The following is a 17,837-nucleotide window of genomic DNA, read 5'->3' as shown; positions in this document are numbered from 1 at the left end:
GCGCCATGCGTCGTTGCGGGACTTGGCAAGGGAACAACCATTGCCTGCGTTCCACGCCTAGCCTGGCGCCATTTGTCGCGGCAACGCGGCTTGCGGCGAAACGGCAACAGACCCTAGTCCATTGCCCTGGCGGCTGACCTGGATCTGCACCGCGATGCGCTCGTGCATCTCCTGCACGTGGGAGATCACCCCGACCTTGCGGCCCTGGGCCTGGAGGCCGTCGAGGGCGTCCATGGCCAGTTGCAGCGATTCGGGGTCGAGGCTGCCGAAGCCTTCGTCGATGAACAGCGATTCGATCTTCAAGGTGCTGGAGGCCATGGACGCCAACCCCAGGGCCAGCGCCAGGGACACCAGGAAGGTCTCGCCGCCGGACAGCGAATGCACCGAGCGCAGTTCGTCGCCCATCTCGGTGTCCAGCACCAGCAGGCCGAGCATGCTGCCGCCGCGCTTGAGGCGATAACGCCGCACCAGCTGGCGCAGTTGTGCGTTGGCGTGGTGCACCAGCAGGTCGAGGTTGTAGGCCTGGGCGATCTTGCGGAACTTGTCGCCCTCGGCCGAGCCGATCAAGGCGCTGAGCCGGGCCCAGCGCTGCCATTGCTCGTACGCCTGGGCGATGCCCTGGACCAGGGCCTGGTTGGCCTCCTGGCGGCGTTGATCTTCGCTCTGCCGGGCGCGCAGCTCGGCCACTTGCTGTTCGTCGGCCAGCGCTTGTTGCGAAGTGGTTTCCAGGGCTTGGGCCAGCTCCTCGGCTTCCAGGTTGCCGTTGTGCTGGGCCTGGTGCTGCTCCAGGCGTTGCTGGCGCTCCTCGAGCAGTACCCGGGCCTGCTCGATGGCCTTGTCGTTGGCCTGCAGGCGCTCGCGCAGTTGGCGGACCTGGCTGTCGTCCAGTTCCAGCAGCCCTTGCAGCCCGGCGTCGTCGAGTTGCGGGTGCTGGGCGCGCCACTGCTCGATGCTGGCGGCCAGTTGCTGCTGCTCGGCTTCCAGGGCCTGGCAGCGCTCCTGGCCGGCCTTGAGCTCGGCGGCCAGCTGGATCAGCTGCTGTTGCAGTTCCTGCGCTTGCTGCTGGGCCGCGGCCTGGGCCATGCGGGCCTGCTCGACGCCCTGTTCCAGCTGCTGCTGCCAGTGCTCGGCGCTGTCGTGGGTTCCCAGCAACTCGGCCAACCGCTGCTGACACGCCTGTTGCTGCTGGTGCAGGGCCTCGGCCTGCTGCCGGGCGTCGTGCAATTGCTGCTGGCGGGTCTGCTGGCGGTCTTGTTCCTTGTCCAGGGCCAGCTGGCGCTGCTGCTGTTCCTGGGTTTCATCCTGCTGTTCGCGCAGTTGCTCGATGCGTTGCAGCACTTGCTGGTCCAGCTGCATGAAGCTCGCCGCCGGGTCACGGCGCAAGCCGTCGAGCAGCTCGCCGGGCAGCCACTGGCTGAAGCCGCCGAGCTCTTCGTCCAGGCGCTGGCGATCGGCGTCCAGCTGCTCGCGCTGCTTCTCCAGTTGCTGGGCGGCCCGCTGGCTGGCATCGACGGCGGCCTGCAACTGGCCTTGCAGGCGTGCGGCATCCTTTTGCAGGGTCAACAGGGCGTCCTGGCGCTGCTCGTCCTGGCCGATGCTCTGTTGCAACTGCTCCAACTGCCGTTGCAGCCAGGCATCGCGCTGGGGCGGGTCCTGGTCCAGCAGCTGGGCGCCCAGGGGATGGGCTTGCAGGCTCGGGGCCAGGGCCTGTTGTTGGGTGGCCAGTTGTTCCTGTTGCTGTAGCAGGTCTTTCTGCTGGGCGATCAGGCCCTGGACCTGGGCACGCAGTTCGGCCAGTTGCTCCTTGAGCCCATCCACGACTTTCCGGGCGGCGGCTTCTTCGTTTTCGTCATGGCGCCCAAGGCTCTGCAGCAGGGCCTCGGGTTGGTGATACGGGTGCTCGACACTGCCGCATACCGGGCATGGTTGGTCGTCCTGCAATTGCGCGCGCAACTCTTCCACACTGGCGCTGCGGGCCAGGCGCTGGCGCTCCAGCAGGGCCTGGGTCACGCTCAGGGCCTGCTCGGCCATCACCAGCTCGGCCTTGGCCTGGATCCCGATCTTGTTCAGCTCCTCGCGCTGGGTCGCCGCGGTTTGTTGCTTGTCCTGCAGGGCCTGGGCACGCTGGTCCAGCTCCTGCTGCTGAGCCCAGAGCCGGGCTAGGTCCTCGAACGAGCGTTGCTGCCTGCGGTTGTCCTGGAGCAGGGTGCCCAGCAATTGGATCTGCTCGGCCACGGCCTGGGGTTCGGCGCCGGCTTCGCGGTACAGCAGCTCCAACTGCGACCGCTGCTCGCCCAATTGGCGGGCGGCGGTTTCGGCGCGCTGCTCCAGGCCCGGCAGTTCCGCCTGGCCCTGGTTCAGGCGATTACCGATCTGCACCAGCTGTTGCAAGCGCCCGCGATAGGCATCCCAGGCTTCGCTCAGAGGCGCGAGGGTGGCGCTGTGCTGCAGTTGCCCGGCGATCCGCTCCAGGCGCTCGGCCACCAGGCGTTGCTGTTCCTGCAAGTGCTGGATGTCCTGCTGGCCCTGGGTGTTGGCCTGCTCGGCGCGCTCCCGGGCCTGGGTGGCCTGGGCCAGCTCCTGCTCCAGGCGTTGCAGGTTGCCTTGTTCGGCAAAGGCTTCGCGCAGCAGCGGCGCCTTGGCGCTGGATTGCTCCTGGGCCTGGGCCAGGTTGGCGTTACTGTCCTGGACCTGCTGCTGTCGTTGTTCTTGTTGCTGCTGCAACTGCGCTTGTTGCGCCTGTTGCTGCTCGATCTGCCGTTGCAGAGGTGCGAGGGTCGCGGTCAGTTCGACCTGGCGCAGGAACTGATGGCGCTGCGGCGCCAACTGCTCCAGGCGCTCCAGGCGCAGGCGTTCGGGGGCCAGGACCTGCACCTCTGCCTCGGCTTCCTGCAACTGCTCGGCGGCACTGTGCCGGGCCTCCTGCCACTGGCGCAATTCCTTGAGCCAGCCGTGCTGGGCCTCCAGCTGCTTGAGTTGCAGTTGCCGGGCCTTGAGCTGGTCACGGGCGGCGCCCAGTTGCTGGTCCAGCTCGGCACGTTCCTCGGCTGGCAGCGGGGCAACGCCGCTGGCCTGGGCGGTGAGGGCCTTGTGCGCTTCGTCGGCTTCCTTGGCCTTGCTGAAGGCGCGCTTGCCCAGCTGGCTGTAGATTGCCGTGTTGGTGAGCTTTTCCAGCAGTTCGCTGCGCTCTTTGTCGTCGGCCTTGAGGAAGGCGCTGAACTCGCTCTGGGCCAGCATCACAGCCCGGGTGAATTGGGCGAAGTTGAGCCCCAGCTTGGATTCGATCAGTTGTTCGTAATCGCGCTTGCTACTGGCCAGCAATTGATTGTTGTCCAGATCGGTGAGGCTCTGTCGGCTGGCTTGCAGCTTGCCCGTGGCCTTGTCGCGGGCGCGGTTGGTTTCCCAGCGGGCGCGGTAGCGGTGCCCGTCAATGCCGAAAAAATCCACTTCGGCGAACCCGCTGCCGGTGCCACGGCGCAGCAGGGTGCGTGGGTCGCCGGTGGAGATATCGCTGTCGATTTCAGGAACCTTGTTTTCCTTGGCGATGTTGTTCAGCCGAGGCACGGCGCCGAACAGCGCCAGGCACAAGGCGTCGAGCAGGGTGCTCTTGCCGGCGCCGGTGGGTCCGGTGATGGCGAACAGGCCGGCGCTGGCCAGGGGTTCGGCGGTGAAGTCGATCTCGAACGGGCCGGCCAGGGAGGCCAGGTTCTTCAGGCGGATGGCCAGGATCTTCATGGCTGCTCACCTTCGTGCTGGACGTCCTGCAACAGCAGGGCGAAATCCTTGAGGGTCTGTTCATCCGCTTCATTGGCGTAGGCATCGCGCCAGGCCCGGCGGAACAGTTCTTCGGGGCTCAGTTGATCCAGTTCGATCAGCTGGCCGCCACTGTCTTGAGTGTCGTGCGCACCCTGGCCGGCGTATTCGGCCGCGATCCTCACCAGGCGCACGGCCTTGCCTTGCAAGGCGTTTTCCACCTGCTGGCGCAGGTCCGGCTGCGGTTCGTCCAGGCGTACCCGCACTTCCAGCCAGGGCTGGCGCTGCTCCTCGGCCAGCAGGTCGATGTCCGGCAGGGCGCCGAGCTGGGCCAGGATCTCGCCCAGCGGTGCCGGGCCCAGGCGTTGCAGGTTGACGGCCCGCGGGATCAGCCGCGGCTCGACGCTGAGCAACTGCTCACCGTCCAGGCGAATGTCGAGGATCTGGTGCTTGTAGTCGATCTCGGAGAACGACAGCGGGATCGGCGAGCCGCTGTAGCGGATGCGTTCCTCGCCGTTGACCTTCTGTGGCTTGTGCAGGTGCCCCAGGGCCACGTAGCTGATCTGCGGGCCGAACAGGCTGGCGGGCAGGGCCTCGGCGTTGCCGATCACCAGGCTGCGTTCGGAGTCCTCGGAAACCGCGCCGCCGGCCATGTGCGCGTGGCTCACGGCAATCAGCGCCTGGCCCGGTTGGCGGCGTTCCTCGGCGGCGGCAATCAACCACTCATGGACCTGGGCGATGCCCTGGAGGTAGTCCTCGCCCAAATGGCGGCCGGTGACTTCCGCCGGCCGCAGGAAGGGCAGGGCCAGGCACCAGGCCGCGACCTTGCCGCTGGCGTCGGGCAGCGGCAACAGCAGGCGCCCGGCATCCAGCTGGCCGTCATCGAGCCACAGCACCCGGCCCAGGGCATGGGCGCGCAGGCGGCGCATCAATGGCGCTGGCAGTTCGATGCGCGAGCCGGAGTCGTGGTTGCCGGCGATCATCACGATGCTCAGGCCCGGTTGCTGCTCGTGGGCGCTGACGATGAAGTCGTACAGCCGCTCCTGGGCTTTGACCGGTGGGTTGACGGTGTCGAAGATATCGCCGGCGATCAGCAGCGCGTCCGGCTGCTCGTGCTTGAGCTGGCGCAACAGCCACTCGAGGAAGCAGGCGTGTTCGAAGTCGCGCTCCTGGCCATGGAGGTTCTGGCCCAGGTGCCAGTCGGAGGTGTGAAACAGACGCAAGGCAGTCTCCGCATGCAAAAGGCTTGGCCGCATGGCAAATGATCGCGGCGAAAGGGCAGGGAGTTTACTGGCAAATGCGTGTTCATGCCCGGCGCCGTGGCAAATTCCCCGGCGCCGCTATGTGGGGGCCGGCGTTCAGTGGCGCGGTGCGGCGTTGCTCTGGCCGGCGCGCGCTTCGCTGGCGGTGCACCCGAACTGCTGGCGAAAGTGCCGGGCGAACTGGGCCTGGTCGGCAAACCCCCAGCGCGCGGCCAGCTCGCCGATCGACAGGCGGCAATGGGCGTCGCGCAGTTGGCGGTGCACCGCGTAAAGACGCTGCTGGCGAATCCATTCGCCCAGGCTGAAGGGGCTGTCGGCAAACAGCTTGTGCAGGTAGCGCAGGGAGATGCCGCAGGCGCTGGCGATCTGCCTGGGGTTGAGTTCCGCCGAGCCCAGGTGCTGGTCCACGTAGCTTTCGATGCGTTGCAGGTGCAGGGCAGCCAGGCTGGAGCTTTCGCTGCTGAGCACCCGTTCGTCCTGGCGCAGGGTCAGCAGCAGGGTCGCCAGGGCCTGTTCCAGCAGCATATGCCGCGCCGCCGGGGTGCATTCGTCGAAGCGCGCGGCGCACATGGCCAACTGGTCGGCGAAGATCCGCCCCAGGCCGCGCCGGGCATCGAAACAGAAACGGGTGTAACGCTCGGCGCCGCGCAACTGGCCGTGCAGGGCCTGTGCTGGCAGCTTGAACACCCACAGGTCGTTGTCGCTGGCGTAGCCGAAGCGGTAGGGCGCATCGCCCCGTTCGAAGATGAAGCTGCCGGGGCGGCAACGCAGTTCGCGGCCGTCCTGCTCGAACAGCACCTCGTGGCGTCGGGGAATGGTCACCAGGTAGCAGGCCTGGGCGTCGTTGCTGACCTGCGCCTTGCTCCGCGAATAGCCCAGGCGGCTGGAGCGTAGGCGCGACAGGGCCACGGCACTGCTGGGGGTTTCCCAGATCCGCAGGTTGCCCTGGAAGGGGCCGTCGCTGCTGAATTCAAGGGACAGGGGAAAGTAGGCGTTGCCAATGGCCTCGGCCCAGCGGGGCTGGCATTGGTGCACGGGCCAGTAACGGGTGGAAAGTTGCTGAACCATCATCACTCCTGCTTTTTTGTGTTTTTAGTCAGGACAGCACCGGGTGGTCAGCCACGGTGCCGGTGATCTTTGGGCAAAAGCGCGGGTCGGTCAATCGGCAGGCGTCAGCCGGTAGCAGGCCGAAGGCGCGAGTGTCGCCTGCCAGCCCGGTGGCACCACGATATTGGTGGTGGCTTCCTCGATCACGCAGGGACCCTTGAGGGTCTGCCCGGCCTGCAACTGCTCGCCCTGGTAGACCGGTGTCGGTTGCCAGCCGCTGGCCTCGTCGAACAGCATCGGGCGTTGTTCACGGGGCGTTGCCGGCACCTGCCGCGCGGGGATCGACAACTCCGGCATCGGTGGGTGCTGCAGCCTGGCGATCACCGAGCATTCAAGGTTCACCAGCTCGATGGGGCTCTGCGGCTCGCTGTAGGAGAACAGCGTCTCGTGCCGCCTGTGGAAGGCCTCGCGCAGGGCGTGGAGACCGGCCGGGTCCAGCTCGCTGCTGGCCAGCTCAACGCTGCATTCGTGGATCTGCCCCAGGTAGCGGATTTCCAGGTGGTACTGGGTGTCGATCCGGTTGCCGGTGCTGAAACCGTCCTGGCGTAGGTTCTCCAGGCCCTGTTCGCGCAGCCGGGCCAGGGTCCGGTTGAGTAGCGCCAGGTCCACGTGCTGGTCGTCCAGGCGCATGGGCAGGGTAGTCAACTGGTCGTACCGGATGTCCGAGAGGATCTGCCCGAAGGCACATAGCCCTGAGGCCACCTTGGGAATCAGCACCACCTGGCTGCCGATTTCCTCGGCCAGGCGGATCACGTGCATGCCCGCCGCGCCGCCGGCGCCGATCAGGGCAAACTGGCGCGGGTCGTAGCCGCGTTCCACCGAGACCCGGCGGATGCCGCTGACCATGTTCAGGTTGACCAGGGTGATGATTCCCAGCGCCGCGCGCTCGACGCTGATGCCCAGGGGCTCGGCAACCCGGCTGCCGATGGCCTCCAACGCCGCCTGGCGTGACAGGCGGATGCTGCCGCCGAGCAAGGCGCCGTCCGCCAGGTAGCCCAGCGCCAGGTTGGCATCGGTCACCGTCGGTTCGCTGCCGCCCTTGCCGTAGCACACCGGCCCGGGGTTGGCCCCGGCGCTGCGCGGGCCCACCTGGAGCATGCCGAAGGGGTCGAGGTGGGCGATGGAGCCGCCGCCGGCGCCCAGGGTTTCCACCTGGATCATCGGCACGCCGATGCGGTAGCGCAAAAAGTCGCTGTCCTTGCTGAAGTTGGTGCGCCCGCCCTGGCTCAGGGTGATGTCGAAGGAGGTGCCGCCCATGTCCACGGTGATCACGTTGTCGATGCCGAACGGCCGGGCCACGCACAGCCCGGCCTGGGGCGCCGAGGCCGGGCCGGAATTGATCGCATTGACCGCCCGGGTGCTCATGATCGCGCCGGGGGCCAGGCCGCCATTGGACTGGAAGTAGCGGGTCGGTTGCTGCGCCCCCAGCTCTTGGAACAGGCTGTCGATGCGTTCCACGTAGCGTTGCATCACCGGGCTCAGGTAGGCGTTGACCACGGTGCTGGAGGTGCGAGTGTATTCGCGGATCTGCGGGAAAACTTCATTGCCGGTGCAGACGAAGACCCCGGGCAGGGCTGCGCGCACCAGTTGTGCGGCGCGCTGCTCGTGGGCCGGGTTGCGTACCGACCAGACAAAGGAGATGGCCACCGCCTGGACCTCCTGCTCGCGAAAGTACTCGATGGCCCGCAGGATCGCCGGCTCGTCCAGGGGGGCGTGCTCCTGGCCGTCGCTGCGCATGCGCCCGCCGATGGGCCGGCGCAGGTGGCGCGGCACCAGCATGTGCGCCTGGGGGTAGCTGGCGTCGTAGCGGTGACCGTCTTCCTTGTGCCCCAGGCGGATCTCCAGGCTGTCTTCGTGGCCGTCGGTACACAGCAGGCCGACCTTGACCCCGGTCTTCTCGATCAGGGCGTTGAGGGCCACGGTGGTGCCGTTGATGCACAGGTCGCAGTCGCCGATGATCTGCGCCGGGCTGCGCCCGAGGGCGTCGGCCATCTGCGCCAGGCCGTTGCGGATGGCCAGGGTGCCGTCCTGCGGGGTCGAGGGGGCCTTGAACAGCTGCACATTGCCGAGCTGGTCGGCGAGGATGAAATCGGTGAAGGTGCCGCCGGCGTCGATGCCCAGGCGATAGTGTTGCTTGCTCATGGGAGATGCTCCGTGGGGTCAGGGGCGGGTGCGCAGGGCGCGGGTGGCGTCGTGGTTCAGGCGCTGTTCGGTGTCGAACACCACGCCGTAGTCCAGGCGCGCGCCTTCAAGGGAGACCAGGCCATTGCGCAAGTCTTCGGCCACTCGCTCCGGGGGCCGCAGGAAGGGGTCGCCATAGCCGCCACCGCCGGGATTGAGGTTGATCACCCGCTCCCCCGGCTGTGCGGTCAACTGGGCGTTGTGCTGGTAGGCCTGTTCCTGGCCGTCGGCGCGGCGATGGATCAGGCGTCCGAGCTTGGGCGCCAGCAAGCCGTTGCGCGCGCCCGCGGCGCCGGCGGTGGGCAGCTGCCGGCCTTCACCGAAACCCACCACGGTCATGGGGTGCTGCAAGGGTTCGATCTCGATGCAGGTGCCCGAGCCGCCGCGAAACTGCCCGGCGCCGCCGCTGTCGGTGATCAGGCTGTAGCGGTGGATGAGGACCGGGTAGGCGTATTCCAGCAGTTCGATGTCGCCGGACATCAGCGCGCCGAAGCAGCACAGCGGGCCGCAGGCCGGCCAGCCGTCCATGGCCTGGTTGGCCCCCGCCCCGGAGATGATCGAGGCCAGGACCATGGTCACGTACTCGGCGTTATCGTTGCGCGGGTCGTGGCCGGCGATGTTGATCCCGCTGGCATGGCCCCAGGATGCGGTGACCCGTTCCGGCGCGGCCTGCTCCAGGGCCTGGCGTACTGCGTCGGCGAGGGTTTCCATGGGGGTGGTGGTGCTGTTGACGTGGGGCGCGGGTTCGCTGGCGTTGCACAGGGTTCCGGGCTCCCCCAGGTCGACGCTGATGCAGCGATACAGCCCCTCGTTATAGGGCGGCGGCACCTGGGCGAACATCATCAGCCCAAGGTACACCCCGGACACCGAGTTGCCGGCGTAGGAATTGATGAAATAGGGCACCTGGGGCGGGCTGTCGATGCGCACCTGGGCCTGGTCGCCGCTGATCTGCACCTGGGCGGTGATGGTCAGCTGGCCCAAGCCGTGGCCCGAGTCCTCCAGCACCGCGCTGCCATGATAGAGGCCATCCGGCACCTCGCGCAGCAGCGCGCGCATGTGCCGGTCGGCCATGTCCTTGAGCTCGCCAATGCAGGCGCGCACCTGTTCTACACCGTAGCGCTCCAAAAGCTGCAGCAGGTGCCGTTCGCCGACGCTGCAGGCGCCGTACTGGGCATTCAGGTCGCCCTCCTGATAGACCCGGGCGCGCATGTTGGTCAGCAGCAGGTTGATCACATCCTCGCGGCGCTGGCCCCGCGACCAGAGCTTGACCGGCGGGATCCGCAGGCCCTCGGCGTAGATTTCCCTGGCGTCCGGGTTGTAGCCGGCGGGCACCGGGCCGCCAATGTCGGTGAGGTGGCCCTTGCATACGGCCCAGAACACCAGTTCGCCCTGGTAGAACACCGGTTTGTACATGCAGCAGTCCAGGATATGGCTGCCCTGGTAGGCCGGGTCGTTGTGGTAGATCACGTCCCCTTCGTGGATGTCGTCGCCGAAGAACCCGGCCACGCATTTCATCGCCGGGATCAGCGAGCCGAGGTGGATCGGGATGTCCTGGCCCTGGAGGACCATTTCCGGTAAGTGGTCGAACAACGCATTGGAGTAGTCGTGGGCCAGGTTGAAGACGCTGGAACGGCCGGTTTTCTCCAGGGTCAGGGTCATTTCACGCTGGGCGGTTTCCAGCGCCCCTCGCACCACGGCGAGGGTGATCGGATCTACTGTGCTCATGGCTCACCTGAGTTCTTGTTGTTCTCGGGGTGGGGCGCGACGGCTGTTGCGCCCACGGCCTTAAGCTACGCGCAGGCATGCGTCCCTGGCTTGTCGCCGGGCGCAGGGCTTTTTGCGTTCTGGTGCACTATCGCCGCTGCTGAATAAGGGGCGCTGTGGAAGCTGGCTTTCCTGCGAAAAGGCCCGTGAAATCGACTTCGCCGGCAAGCCTGCTCCTGGGGACGGGTTACTTGGGATAGAGCGGCGGCAGGCTGATGGTATCGGCCTGGGGCGCCTGGACCCGCTCGGCGGTGGGAATGGCACGGATCGCCCGCCACAGTTCCTCGCCTTGCCAGTACTGGCCGCTCTCGCTGTAGAGGGCACCGTTGAGGCCGTCCAGGGCATCGGACAGCGGGACGAAGCGTGCCGCCATCTCGGCCAGGGTCTCGGGCTGCTGGCGGGCCCAGGCGTCCAGGGCCTGGCGGGTGGCCTGGGGATCGTTGGCCTGGCAGGCGCGCTTGAGGTCGTCCAGCAGCGAGCGCGGGCTGGGGCCGCTCTGGACCACCCGGGCCACCGCCGGCTGCGAACGGGCACGCCACCACAAGCCGAAGCCCAAGAGGGTGGTGCAGGCCAGCAGCAGGGTACTCAGTTGCCACAACCACAGGCTGTCGCTGGCCGGGCCGACCTGGGCGGTACTGGCCGGGGCGTCCACCACCAGGCTCGGGTTGTCCGCCACCTGCAGGGTACGAGCCGGCAGGCTGCTGGTTTCCAGGCGATCGGCCTGGGTGTTCCACCAGGTGACTTCCAGGGCTGGCAGCTCGACGTTGCCGGTGCGGGTCGGCACCAGGGCCTGGCGCTCTTCGCGGATACCCAGCACGCCTTGCTCGACCTGCTGGTTGCTCAGCTGCGGCTGGTCCGGGTAGCTGCGCAGGCCGTTGATCTCGGCCATGGGCAGGGGCGGCAGTTGGGCGCTGGACAGGCCTCCGGCGCGCAGGGTCAGGCTGCGGGTCAGGGAGTCGCCGACCTGGGGATGTTCGGGCTCGGGGCTCCAGCTTTCGCCCAGGCTCAGGCTGCGCGCCGGCAGCCAGGGAACGTCGGCGGGATAGGCCGCAGGCTTGGCCATCACCGGCAATTCCATCTCGGCCGAGCTGACGTGGATCAGCTTGCCGGGCCGGGCAGCCTGGGGCGTGGCGTCCTGGCTGGTGCCGGGGTTGGCCAGGGTGGCGCTGAAGGTCAGCGTCGGGATCTGCAAGACGCCGCTGTGCTGGGGATAGATCGCATAGCGCATCTCGATCACGCCGTGGCGCACGCCGTTGATCAGCTTCTCGTAGGTGCGCGCTTCTCCCAGTTGCTCGACCCGGGCATCGCTCAGTTGCAATGGGCTGAGGCTGCTGTCGTCGAACAGCGGCACCGAGTGATAGACGTGCAGGGTCAGCAGGGCCTGGGCCTGGACATAGACCTTGGGCTGGTCCAGCTCGGCATCGATGAACACCGGCTCCAGGTGCGCCTGCTGGTCCTGCTCGGGGCTGGCGTTGACCTGCAGGCTCAGGGCCTGGCTGCGCAGCTCGCCCAGTTGCACAGGCTCGATGGCCAGGGTGCCGGTGTGGCGCGGCAGCAGGGTCACGATCCAGCGGGTGCTGGCGTGACTGTCGCCCAGGCTGTTGAGCTGGTTGACCTGGCGCGTGCCGCGGACTTCGAACTGCGCTTGCAGGGGCGCGAGGTCCGGCTTGCCGAACTGGGTGACATCGGTGGACTCCAGGGTCAGCTCGACGCTCTCCCCGGCGTTCACCTGGCTACGGTCCAGGCTGGCGAGCAGCCCGGCAGCCTGGGACTGCGCGGTCCAGCAGGCGAGGGCAAGCAGAAGGGCGGTGCAGCGGGTCATCGAGTTTTTCCCTGATCCTGATGGGTTTGCTGTTCGTACCAGAATTTACGCCTGAGCAGTTCTCCCGGGTCGTCCGGGATCTTGCGCAACCATTGCTCCAGTGCCTGTTGGTGCTCGGCGTCCAGGCTGTCGTCCACCGGGCGCAATGGAGTGGTGGTGTGGGCATCGTCCAGCTCGCTGCCGGGCACTTCGCTGTGGCCAGGCGCTTGCGGGTCGGCCTGGGTCGCGTCTCCAGGACCTGGTGGGTTGCTGGCGGACGCCGGTGGCGTCTCGCTGCCCGGTACTGGCGTGCTGGCGGTGCTGCCGGATTCGGGCCGGGCATTGTCCTCGGCATCCGGGCTCTGCGGTTTCACCTCTGGCAGGGGCTCCGCTGCCCGCCGCTGTTGCAGCAGTTGCTGGACCAGGGCCAGGTTCTGCTGCGCCGGTAGCAGCTCGGGTTGCAGTTCCAGGGCTTGCTCATAGGCGTCGATGGCCGCTTCCAGCTCGCCGCCATGGGCCAGGGCGTTGCCACGATTGTAATGGGCGCGGGCGTCGTTGCCTTCGGCGAAGCGCTCGGCGGCGGCATTGTAGTTGCCGGCCTCGTACAAGGCCACGCCCTGCCATTGGCGGTCCTGGAAATGCCGCGCGGCCTCGGCCGGGCGCTGTTGCTGCAGCAGGCGCTCGCCTTGCTGGTCCGGACGCAGCCACAGGTCGTTGAAGTCCAGGGCGTAGCTGGGTTGGGGCAGGCCCAGGCACAACAGCGGCAGGCAGAACAACCAGCCCCGGCGCCCGGCGCAGGCGGCCAGCAGCAACAGTGGCAACAGCAGCCAGTAGCCCTGGTCGGCCCAGGTGTCCAGGCGCAGGGTCTGGCCGTCGTCGCGCATGCCCCGGGGACCGCCCAGCAAGCCCAGGCCGCGCAGGTCGTTGTCGTCCAGGCGGGCCTGGCGGTAGCGCCCGCCGACTTCGCCGATGAATTGCTTGAGCCCGGGGCTGTCCAGGCGCGAGACCAGGATCGCGCCCTGGTCGTCCTTGAGGTAGCTGCCGTCTTCCAGCGGCACCGGGGCGCCATCGCGGCTGCCGATGCCGAGCATCAACAGTTGCGGGGCATCGCCGTCCAGGGCCTGGCGAATGCCCTGGCGCTCCTGTTCGCTGAGGGACGAGGCCAGCAGCAGCACCCGCCCCTGGCCGAGGGCGCCCTGGTCCAGCAGCTTGAGGGCCTTGCGCAGGGCCAGGTCGGCGCGCTGGCCGGCCTCGGGCATGATCGATGGCTTGAGGGCATCGAGCAGGTTGCGGCTGGTGGCCAGGTCATCGGACAACGGCACCAGGGTGTGGGCGCTGCCGGCATAGACCACGATGGCGGTCTGGGCGTCGCTGCGCAGGGCCAACAGGTCCAGCAGCTTGTGCCGGGCCTGGTCCAGGCGATTGGACGGCACGTCGCCGGCGAGCATCTGTGGCGTCAGCTCCAGCAGCACCACCAGCGGGTCGGCGGGTTTCTGGCTGGTCTGCTCGACCCGCTGCCAGCTGGGCCCCAGCAGCGCCAGTACCGCCAGCAGCCAGGCCAGGCCCAGGGCGACCCATGGCAGCTTGCTCTCGCGGCCGTTGCCGCCGCTGAGCAGGGCGGCATGGAAGGCCGGTGGCAGGATCATCTGCCAGCGGCCGGCGCGTTTCTGCCGGTGCCAGAGCTTCCACAGCAGCAGGGCCAGCAGTGGCAACACCAGCAACCACCAGGGCCGGAACCAATGGGGCCAGAGTCCGATCATCGACGCCTCCGCAGACGCAGGCGCTTGAGGCGTTGCCGCCAGTGAGGCAAGGGTTGCAGGAAATGCTCCTTGGTGAGGAAGCGTTGCAGGGGGTTGTGCGGCCAGCGTTCGCGCAACACCAGCAACACGCTGAGCAGCAGGGCCGCGGCCAGCGGCCAGTGATACAGGGCCTGGGCCGGACGGGCCTGGGTCGGTTGCTGGGCCACCGGCTCCAGCTGGTCGAGGGTGTCCTTGATGGCCGCCAGTTCCTGGCCGTCGCGGGCGCGGAAATAGCGCCCGCCGGTGACCTCGGCCAGCTCCTTGAGCGCCGGCTCGTCCAGGTCCAGGCTCGGATTGATGCCGAGGATGCCCAGGGTGGCGCTCTGGTCCGGGTCGGCGCCGATGCCGATCGGGTAGATCTTCACGCCTTCCTCGGCCGCCAGGCGCGCCGCGGTGATGGGGGCGATCTGGCCGCCATTGTTGGCGCCATCGGTGACCAGGATCAGCACCCGGCTCTGGGCCGGGCGCTGGCGCAGGCGCTTCAGGGCCAGGCCAATGGCGTCGCCGATGGCGGTGTTCTTGCCGGCGATGCCGATCTTCGCCTCATCCAGCCAGACCCGCACGGTGTGCCGGTCGAAGGTCAGGGGCGCCTGCAGGTAGGCCTTGCTGCCGAACAGGATCAGGCCCACCCGGTCGCCCTCGCGGTGTTCGAGAAAATCGCCCAGCAGGTGCTTGACCAGGCCCAGCCGGCTGACGTCCTCGTCCTGCCACTGCATGTCGGGGAAGTCCATGGAGCCGGAGACGTCCACCGCCACCAGCAGGTCGCGACCGCTGGCCGCCACCGGCAGTGGTTCGCCCAGCCATTGCGGACGGGCCGCCGCCAGCAGGAGCAGCACCCAGAGCAGGATGAAGCGCGCCTGCTGGCGCCAGGCCGGCAGGTTGGCCCGGGCGCGGCGCCGGGCCAGGCCCTCCAGGTCGCCGAGGAAGCTGACCTTGAGCGCCGGCTCGCCGCTGTCGGCCACCGGCAGCACCAGGCGCAGCAGCCAGGGCAGCGGCAACAGGGCGAAGATCCACGGCCAGGCGAACTCAAACATGCTTGCGAATCCAGGTGTCCACCGCCTGGGTCAGGCCGGCGATGGCTTTGTCGTCGAGCTTGCACTCGGGCTTGTAGGCGCCTTCCACCAGCACCATCCAGCGGGTCAGGCCGGCGGCCGGGCAGCGGTTGTCGAGGAACGCCAGCCATTTGCGGCCATTGAGGGTATGGCTCTGGCTGTTGGGGTAGTGGTTGCGGCACAGGCGCTTGAGCAGCCCGTTGAGCGCTTGCAGCCAGGCCCCGGCCGGGGCGCCGTCGTAGGGTTTGGGCAGCAGTGCCAGTTCCGCCAGGGCGGCCAGGCGCACCGGGTCCAGGGGCTGTTCGGCGCGGCTCGGGGCCTTCTTGCGTGGCCACAGGTGGCGCCAGTGCCAGAGGGCGAAGGCCAGGGCCGGCAGCAGCACGGCCAGCAGCCACCAGCCCGGCGCCGGCGGCCACAGGCCCACCGGTGGTGGCGGCAGCAGGGGTTGCAGTTGTTCCAGGCTGCTCATCGGCCGGCTCCCGGACGCTGCGGGTTGAGGTACTCGCGCAGCTGCTCGACCATCTCGCTCTGGGTGCTCAGGGGCATCAGCAGGACCCGCAGCTTCTGCGCCAGGCGCTCCCAGCGGGCGATGCGTGCCTCGCTCTGGGCGCGGTAGGCCTGGCGCAGTTCATAGCTCAGGGTATCGAGTTCCAGCTGTGCGCCGCGCTCGGCGAAACGCATCAGGCCGGCGGCGGGCAGGGCATGGTCCAGGGGGTCGGAGAGCGGCATCAGCAGCAGGTCGCAATGACGCGACAGCAGGCTCAGTTGTTGCTCGGCGGCATCGCTCAGGGCTCGCTCGTCGCAGATCACGATCACCAGGCTGCCGGGGCGCAGCACTTCGCGGCCGCGCAGCAGCGCGGTGCCCAGGGCGTCGCGCTGGGGCTGGGCGTCGGCGTGCAGCGACTGGTTGACCCGCACCAGGCGGTTGAGCAGTTGCAGCAGGCTCTGCTTGCTGCGCCGGGGCTTGATCTCGTAGTGCTCGTCGTCGCCAAAGACCAGGCCACCGACCCGGTCGTTGTGGCCCAGGGCGGCCCAGCCGATCAGGCTCGCGGCCTGGGCGGCGAGCACCGACTTGAACATCAGCCCGGAGCCGAAGAACAGCTGGCGGCTCTGCTCGACCATGATGAAGATCGGCCGCTCGCGCTCTTCGTGGAACAACTTGGTGTGGGGTTCCTGGGTCCGCGCGGTGACGCGCCAGTCGATGGTGCGCACGTCGTCGCCGGCCTGGTAGACCCGTACCTGGTCGAAGTCCACACCGCGCCCGCGCAGCTTGGAATGGTGCAGCCCCACCAGCGGGCTGCGCTGGCTGGGCGTGGAGAACAGCTGCACCTCGCGCACGCGGTGGCGCATCTCGATCAATTCACCGAGGGTGATGCGGATGCCGGGTTCGGCGCTGGCGTGGGTCATGGAGGTCAGGCGACGGCAACGACGTCGAGGATGCGCTGTACCACACGGTCCTGGTCGATGCCTGCTGCTTCTGCTTCGAAGGACAGGATGATGCGATGGCGCAGCACGTCGAACAGCACCGCCTGGATGTCCTCGGGGCTGACGAAGTCGCGTCCGGCGAGCCAGGCGTGGGCCCGCGCGCAGCGGTCCAGGGCGATGGAGCCGCGGGGGCTGGCGCCGTAGGCGATCCACTCGGCCAGCTCCGGGTCGAACTTGCCCGGGGTGCGGGTAGCCATCACCAGCTGCACCAGGTATTCCTCCACCGCGTCGGCCATGTACAGGCCGAGGATTTCCTTGCGGGCGGCGAAGATCGCCTGCTGGCTGACCCGGCGCTCGGGCAGGGTCTCGCCGTTCAAGGCCTCGCCCCGGGCCTGCTGGAGGATCCGGCGCTCTACCGCTGCGTCCGGGAAGCCGATCTTGACGTGCATCAGGAAGCGGTCGAGCTGGGCTTCGGGCAGTGGGTAGGTGCCTTCCTGCTCGATGGGGTTCTGGGTCGCCATCACCAGGAACAGCGGCGACAGTTCATAGGTGCTGCGTCCAACGCTGACCTGGCGCTCGGCCATGGCCTCCAGCAGCGCCGACTGGACCTTGGCCGGGGCCCGGTTGATTTCGTCCGCCAGCACCAGGTTGTGGAAGATCGGGCCTTGCTGGAACACGAAGCTGCCGGTTTCCGGGCGATAGATCTCGGTGCCGGTGATGTCGGCTGGCAGCAGGTCGGGGGTGAACTGGATCCGATGGAACTGTGCTTCGACGCCGTCGGCCAACTCCTTGATGGCCTTGGTCTTGGCCAGCCCCGGAGCGCCCTCGACCAGCATGTGGCCGTCGGCGAGCAGGGCGATGAGCAAGCGCTCGATGAGTTTGTCCTGGCCAAGGATCTGCGTTGAAAGAAAGGTTCGCAGCGCCAATAGCGCTTCACGATGTTCCATCGGTGACTGTTCCTGGAGAGGGTGCGCCCCGGGCGGTGCGAGAACGCCAGGGCTGGGGGCGATACTTTAATCCATAGCGGGCCCCGCCGACTAACGGGGAAAGAGTGATTTCGAAAAAATCCCGGCTTTTTCCCAAGGCGGCTGGCACGACGTGAGCCTGGTGCCCGCCAGGCGGGCATGCGCAGCGGCTACATGAAGCCCCGGGCTACCCGAGGTTGGGCGTGGCCCTGTAGCCGCTGTCGAGCTTGCGAGGCTGCGCCCGGCCGCTGTCCGGGGTGGGTATCAGAGCTGGCTGATGTAGGTGCCCGTACCCTTGAGGATGTTCTTGAGGGTCAGTTCCACTTCGGCCAGGTCGGCGGCGCTGGTGGCGTGGTGGATGTGCAGGTGGTCCGAGCCGTTGAGGGCATCGGCGTCGGTCGCGGCGATCTCGATCAGCAGGGTGGTGGGGCTGAGGGTCACCTTGACCCCGTCCAGGGTCGAAGGCTCGCCGTCGAGGGTGATCTCCAGCTCGTCCTCGTCCGGGTAACGGCTCATCAGGAACATCTCGCCCTGGGTGCTGTGGCAGCAGAGCATGGCCATGTTGTCTTCTTCGTCATCGCAAGGGTTGGCGATCAGGTGGGCGGTGGTCATCTGCATGGGCACATTCCTGGGGCAGGGCAAAAGAGAGGATTCTGCCAGCCCGGGGGAATTTCTGCTGGGTTGTCTGTCAGTACGGCAGTTGTGAACGCCTGGCGCGGATGAGTCAT

Annotated in this window: 12 protein-coding genes; all 12 read right to left on the bottom strand. The window is 67.9% G+C overall.

Annotated features, from left to right (window positions below; translation table 11 throughout):
• Positions 1-57 precede the first annotated feature (57 nt).
• Complete coding sequence (locus tag AC3WK8_RS19335) at positions 58-3,735, bottom strand: AAA family ATPase (protein ID WP_103325558.1); 3,678 nt, start codon at positions 3,733-3,735, stop codon at positions 58-60.
• Positions 3,732-4,976: an exonuclease SbcCD subunit D C-terminal domain-containing protein gene (locus AC3WK8_RS19330; protein ID WP_103325573.1), complete on the bottom strand. Its 1,245-nt coding sequence runs from the start codon at positions 4,974-4,976 to the stop codon at positions 3,732-3,734. The genes AC3WK8_RS19335 and AC3WK8_RS19330 overlap by 4 nt, the downstream gene beginning before the upstream one ends.
• A gap of 135 nt (positions 4,977-5,111) precedes the next feature.
• Positions 5,112-6,083: an AraC-like ligand-binding domain-containing protein gene (locus AC3WK8_RS19325; protein WP_103325557.1), complete on the bottom strand. Its 972-nt coding sequence runs from the start codon at positions 6,081-6,083 to the stop codon at positions 5,112-5,114.
• A gap of 90 nt (positions 6,084-6,173) precedes the next feature.
• Complete coding sequence (capA, locus tag AC3WK8_RS19320; RefSeq protein ID WP_103325556.1) at positions 6,174-8,264, bottom strand: caprolactamase subunit alpha; 2,091 nt, start codon at positions 8,262-8,264, stop codon at positions 6,174-6,176.
• A gap of 18 nt (positions 8,265-8,282) precedes the next feature.
• Positions 8,283-10,028 (bottom strand): caprolactamase subunit beta, encoded by a 1,746-nt coding sequence (gene capB, locus AC3WK8_RS19315; RefSeq protein ID WP_103325555.1) that lies wholly within the window; start codon positions 10,026-10,028, stop codon positions 8,283-8,285.
• A gap of 226 nt (positions 10,029-10,254) precedes the next feature.
• Positions 10,255-11,889 (bottom strand): BatD family protein, encoded by a 1,635-nt coding sequence (locus AC3WK8_RS19310; protein ID WP_103325554.1) that lies wholly within the window; start codon positions 11,887-11,889, stop codon positions 10,255-10,257.
• Positions 11,886-13,628: a VWA domain-containing protein gene (locus tag AC3WK8_RS19305; protein WP_103325553.1), complete on the bottom strand. Its 1,743-nt coding sequence runs from the start codon at positions 13,626-13,628 to the stop codon at positions 11,886-11,888. The genes AC3WK8_RS19310 and AC3WK8_RS19305 overlap by 4 nt, the downstream gene beginning before the upstream one ends.
• Complete coding sequence (locus AC3WK8_RS19300) at positions 13,625-14,701, bottom strand: vWA domain-containing protein (protein WP_103325552.1); 1,077 nt, start codon at positions 14,699-14,701, stop codon at positions 13,625-13,627. Before AC3WK8_RS19300 ends, AC3WK8_RS19305 begins: the two co-directional genes overlap by 4 nt.
• Positions 14,694-15,188 (bottom strand): DUF4381 domain-containing protein, encoded by a 495-nt coding sequence (locus tag AC3WK8_RS19295; RefSeq protein ID WP_085598326.1) that lies wholly within the window; start codon positions 15,186-15,188, stop codon positions 14,694-14,696. The genes AC3WK8_RS19300 and AC3WK8_RS19295 overlap by 8 nt, the downstream gene beginning before the upstream one ends.
• On the bottom strand, positions 15,185-16,126 hold the full coding sequence (locus AC3WK8_RS19290) for a DUF58 domain-containing protein (RefSeq protein WP_022644091.1): 942 nt from the start codon (positions 16,124-16,126) through the stop codon (positions 15,185-15,187). Before AC3WK8_RS19290 ends, AC3WK8_RS19295 begins: the two co-directional genes overlap by 4 nt.
• Positions 16,127-16,131: 5 nt before the next feature.
• Positions 16,132-17,091, bottom strand: coding sequence for an AAA family ATPase (locus tag AC3WK8_RS19285; RefSeq protein ID WP_022644092.1), 960 nt, complete (start codon positions 17,089-17,091; stop codon positions 16,132-16,134).
• Positions 17,092-17,373: 282 nt separating this feature from the next.
• Positions 17,374-17,727 carry a hypothetical protein gene (locus tag AC3WK8_RS19280; protein WP_085598324.1) on the bottom strand — a complete coding sequence of 118 codons (354 nt, stop codon included), beginning with the start codon at positions 17,725-17,727 and terminating at the stop codon, positions 17,374-17,376.
• Positions 17,728-17,837: the final 110 nt, after the last annotated feature.

The sequence above is a fragment of the Pseudomonas sp. FW507-12TSA genome, from assembly GCF_058781435.1.
This window is presented reverse-complemented; position numbering and strand designations above follow the sequence as displayed.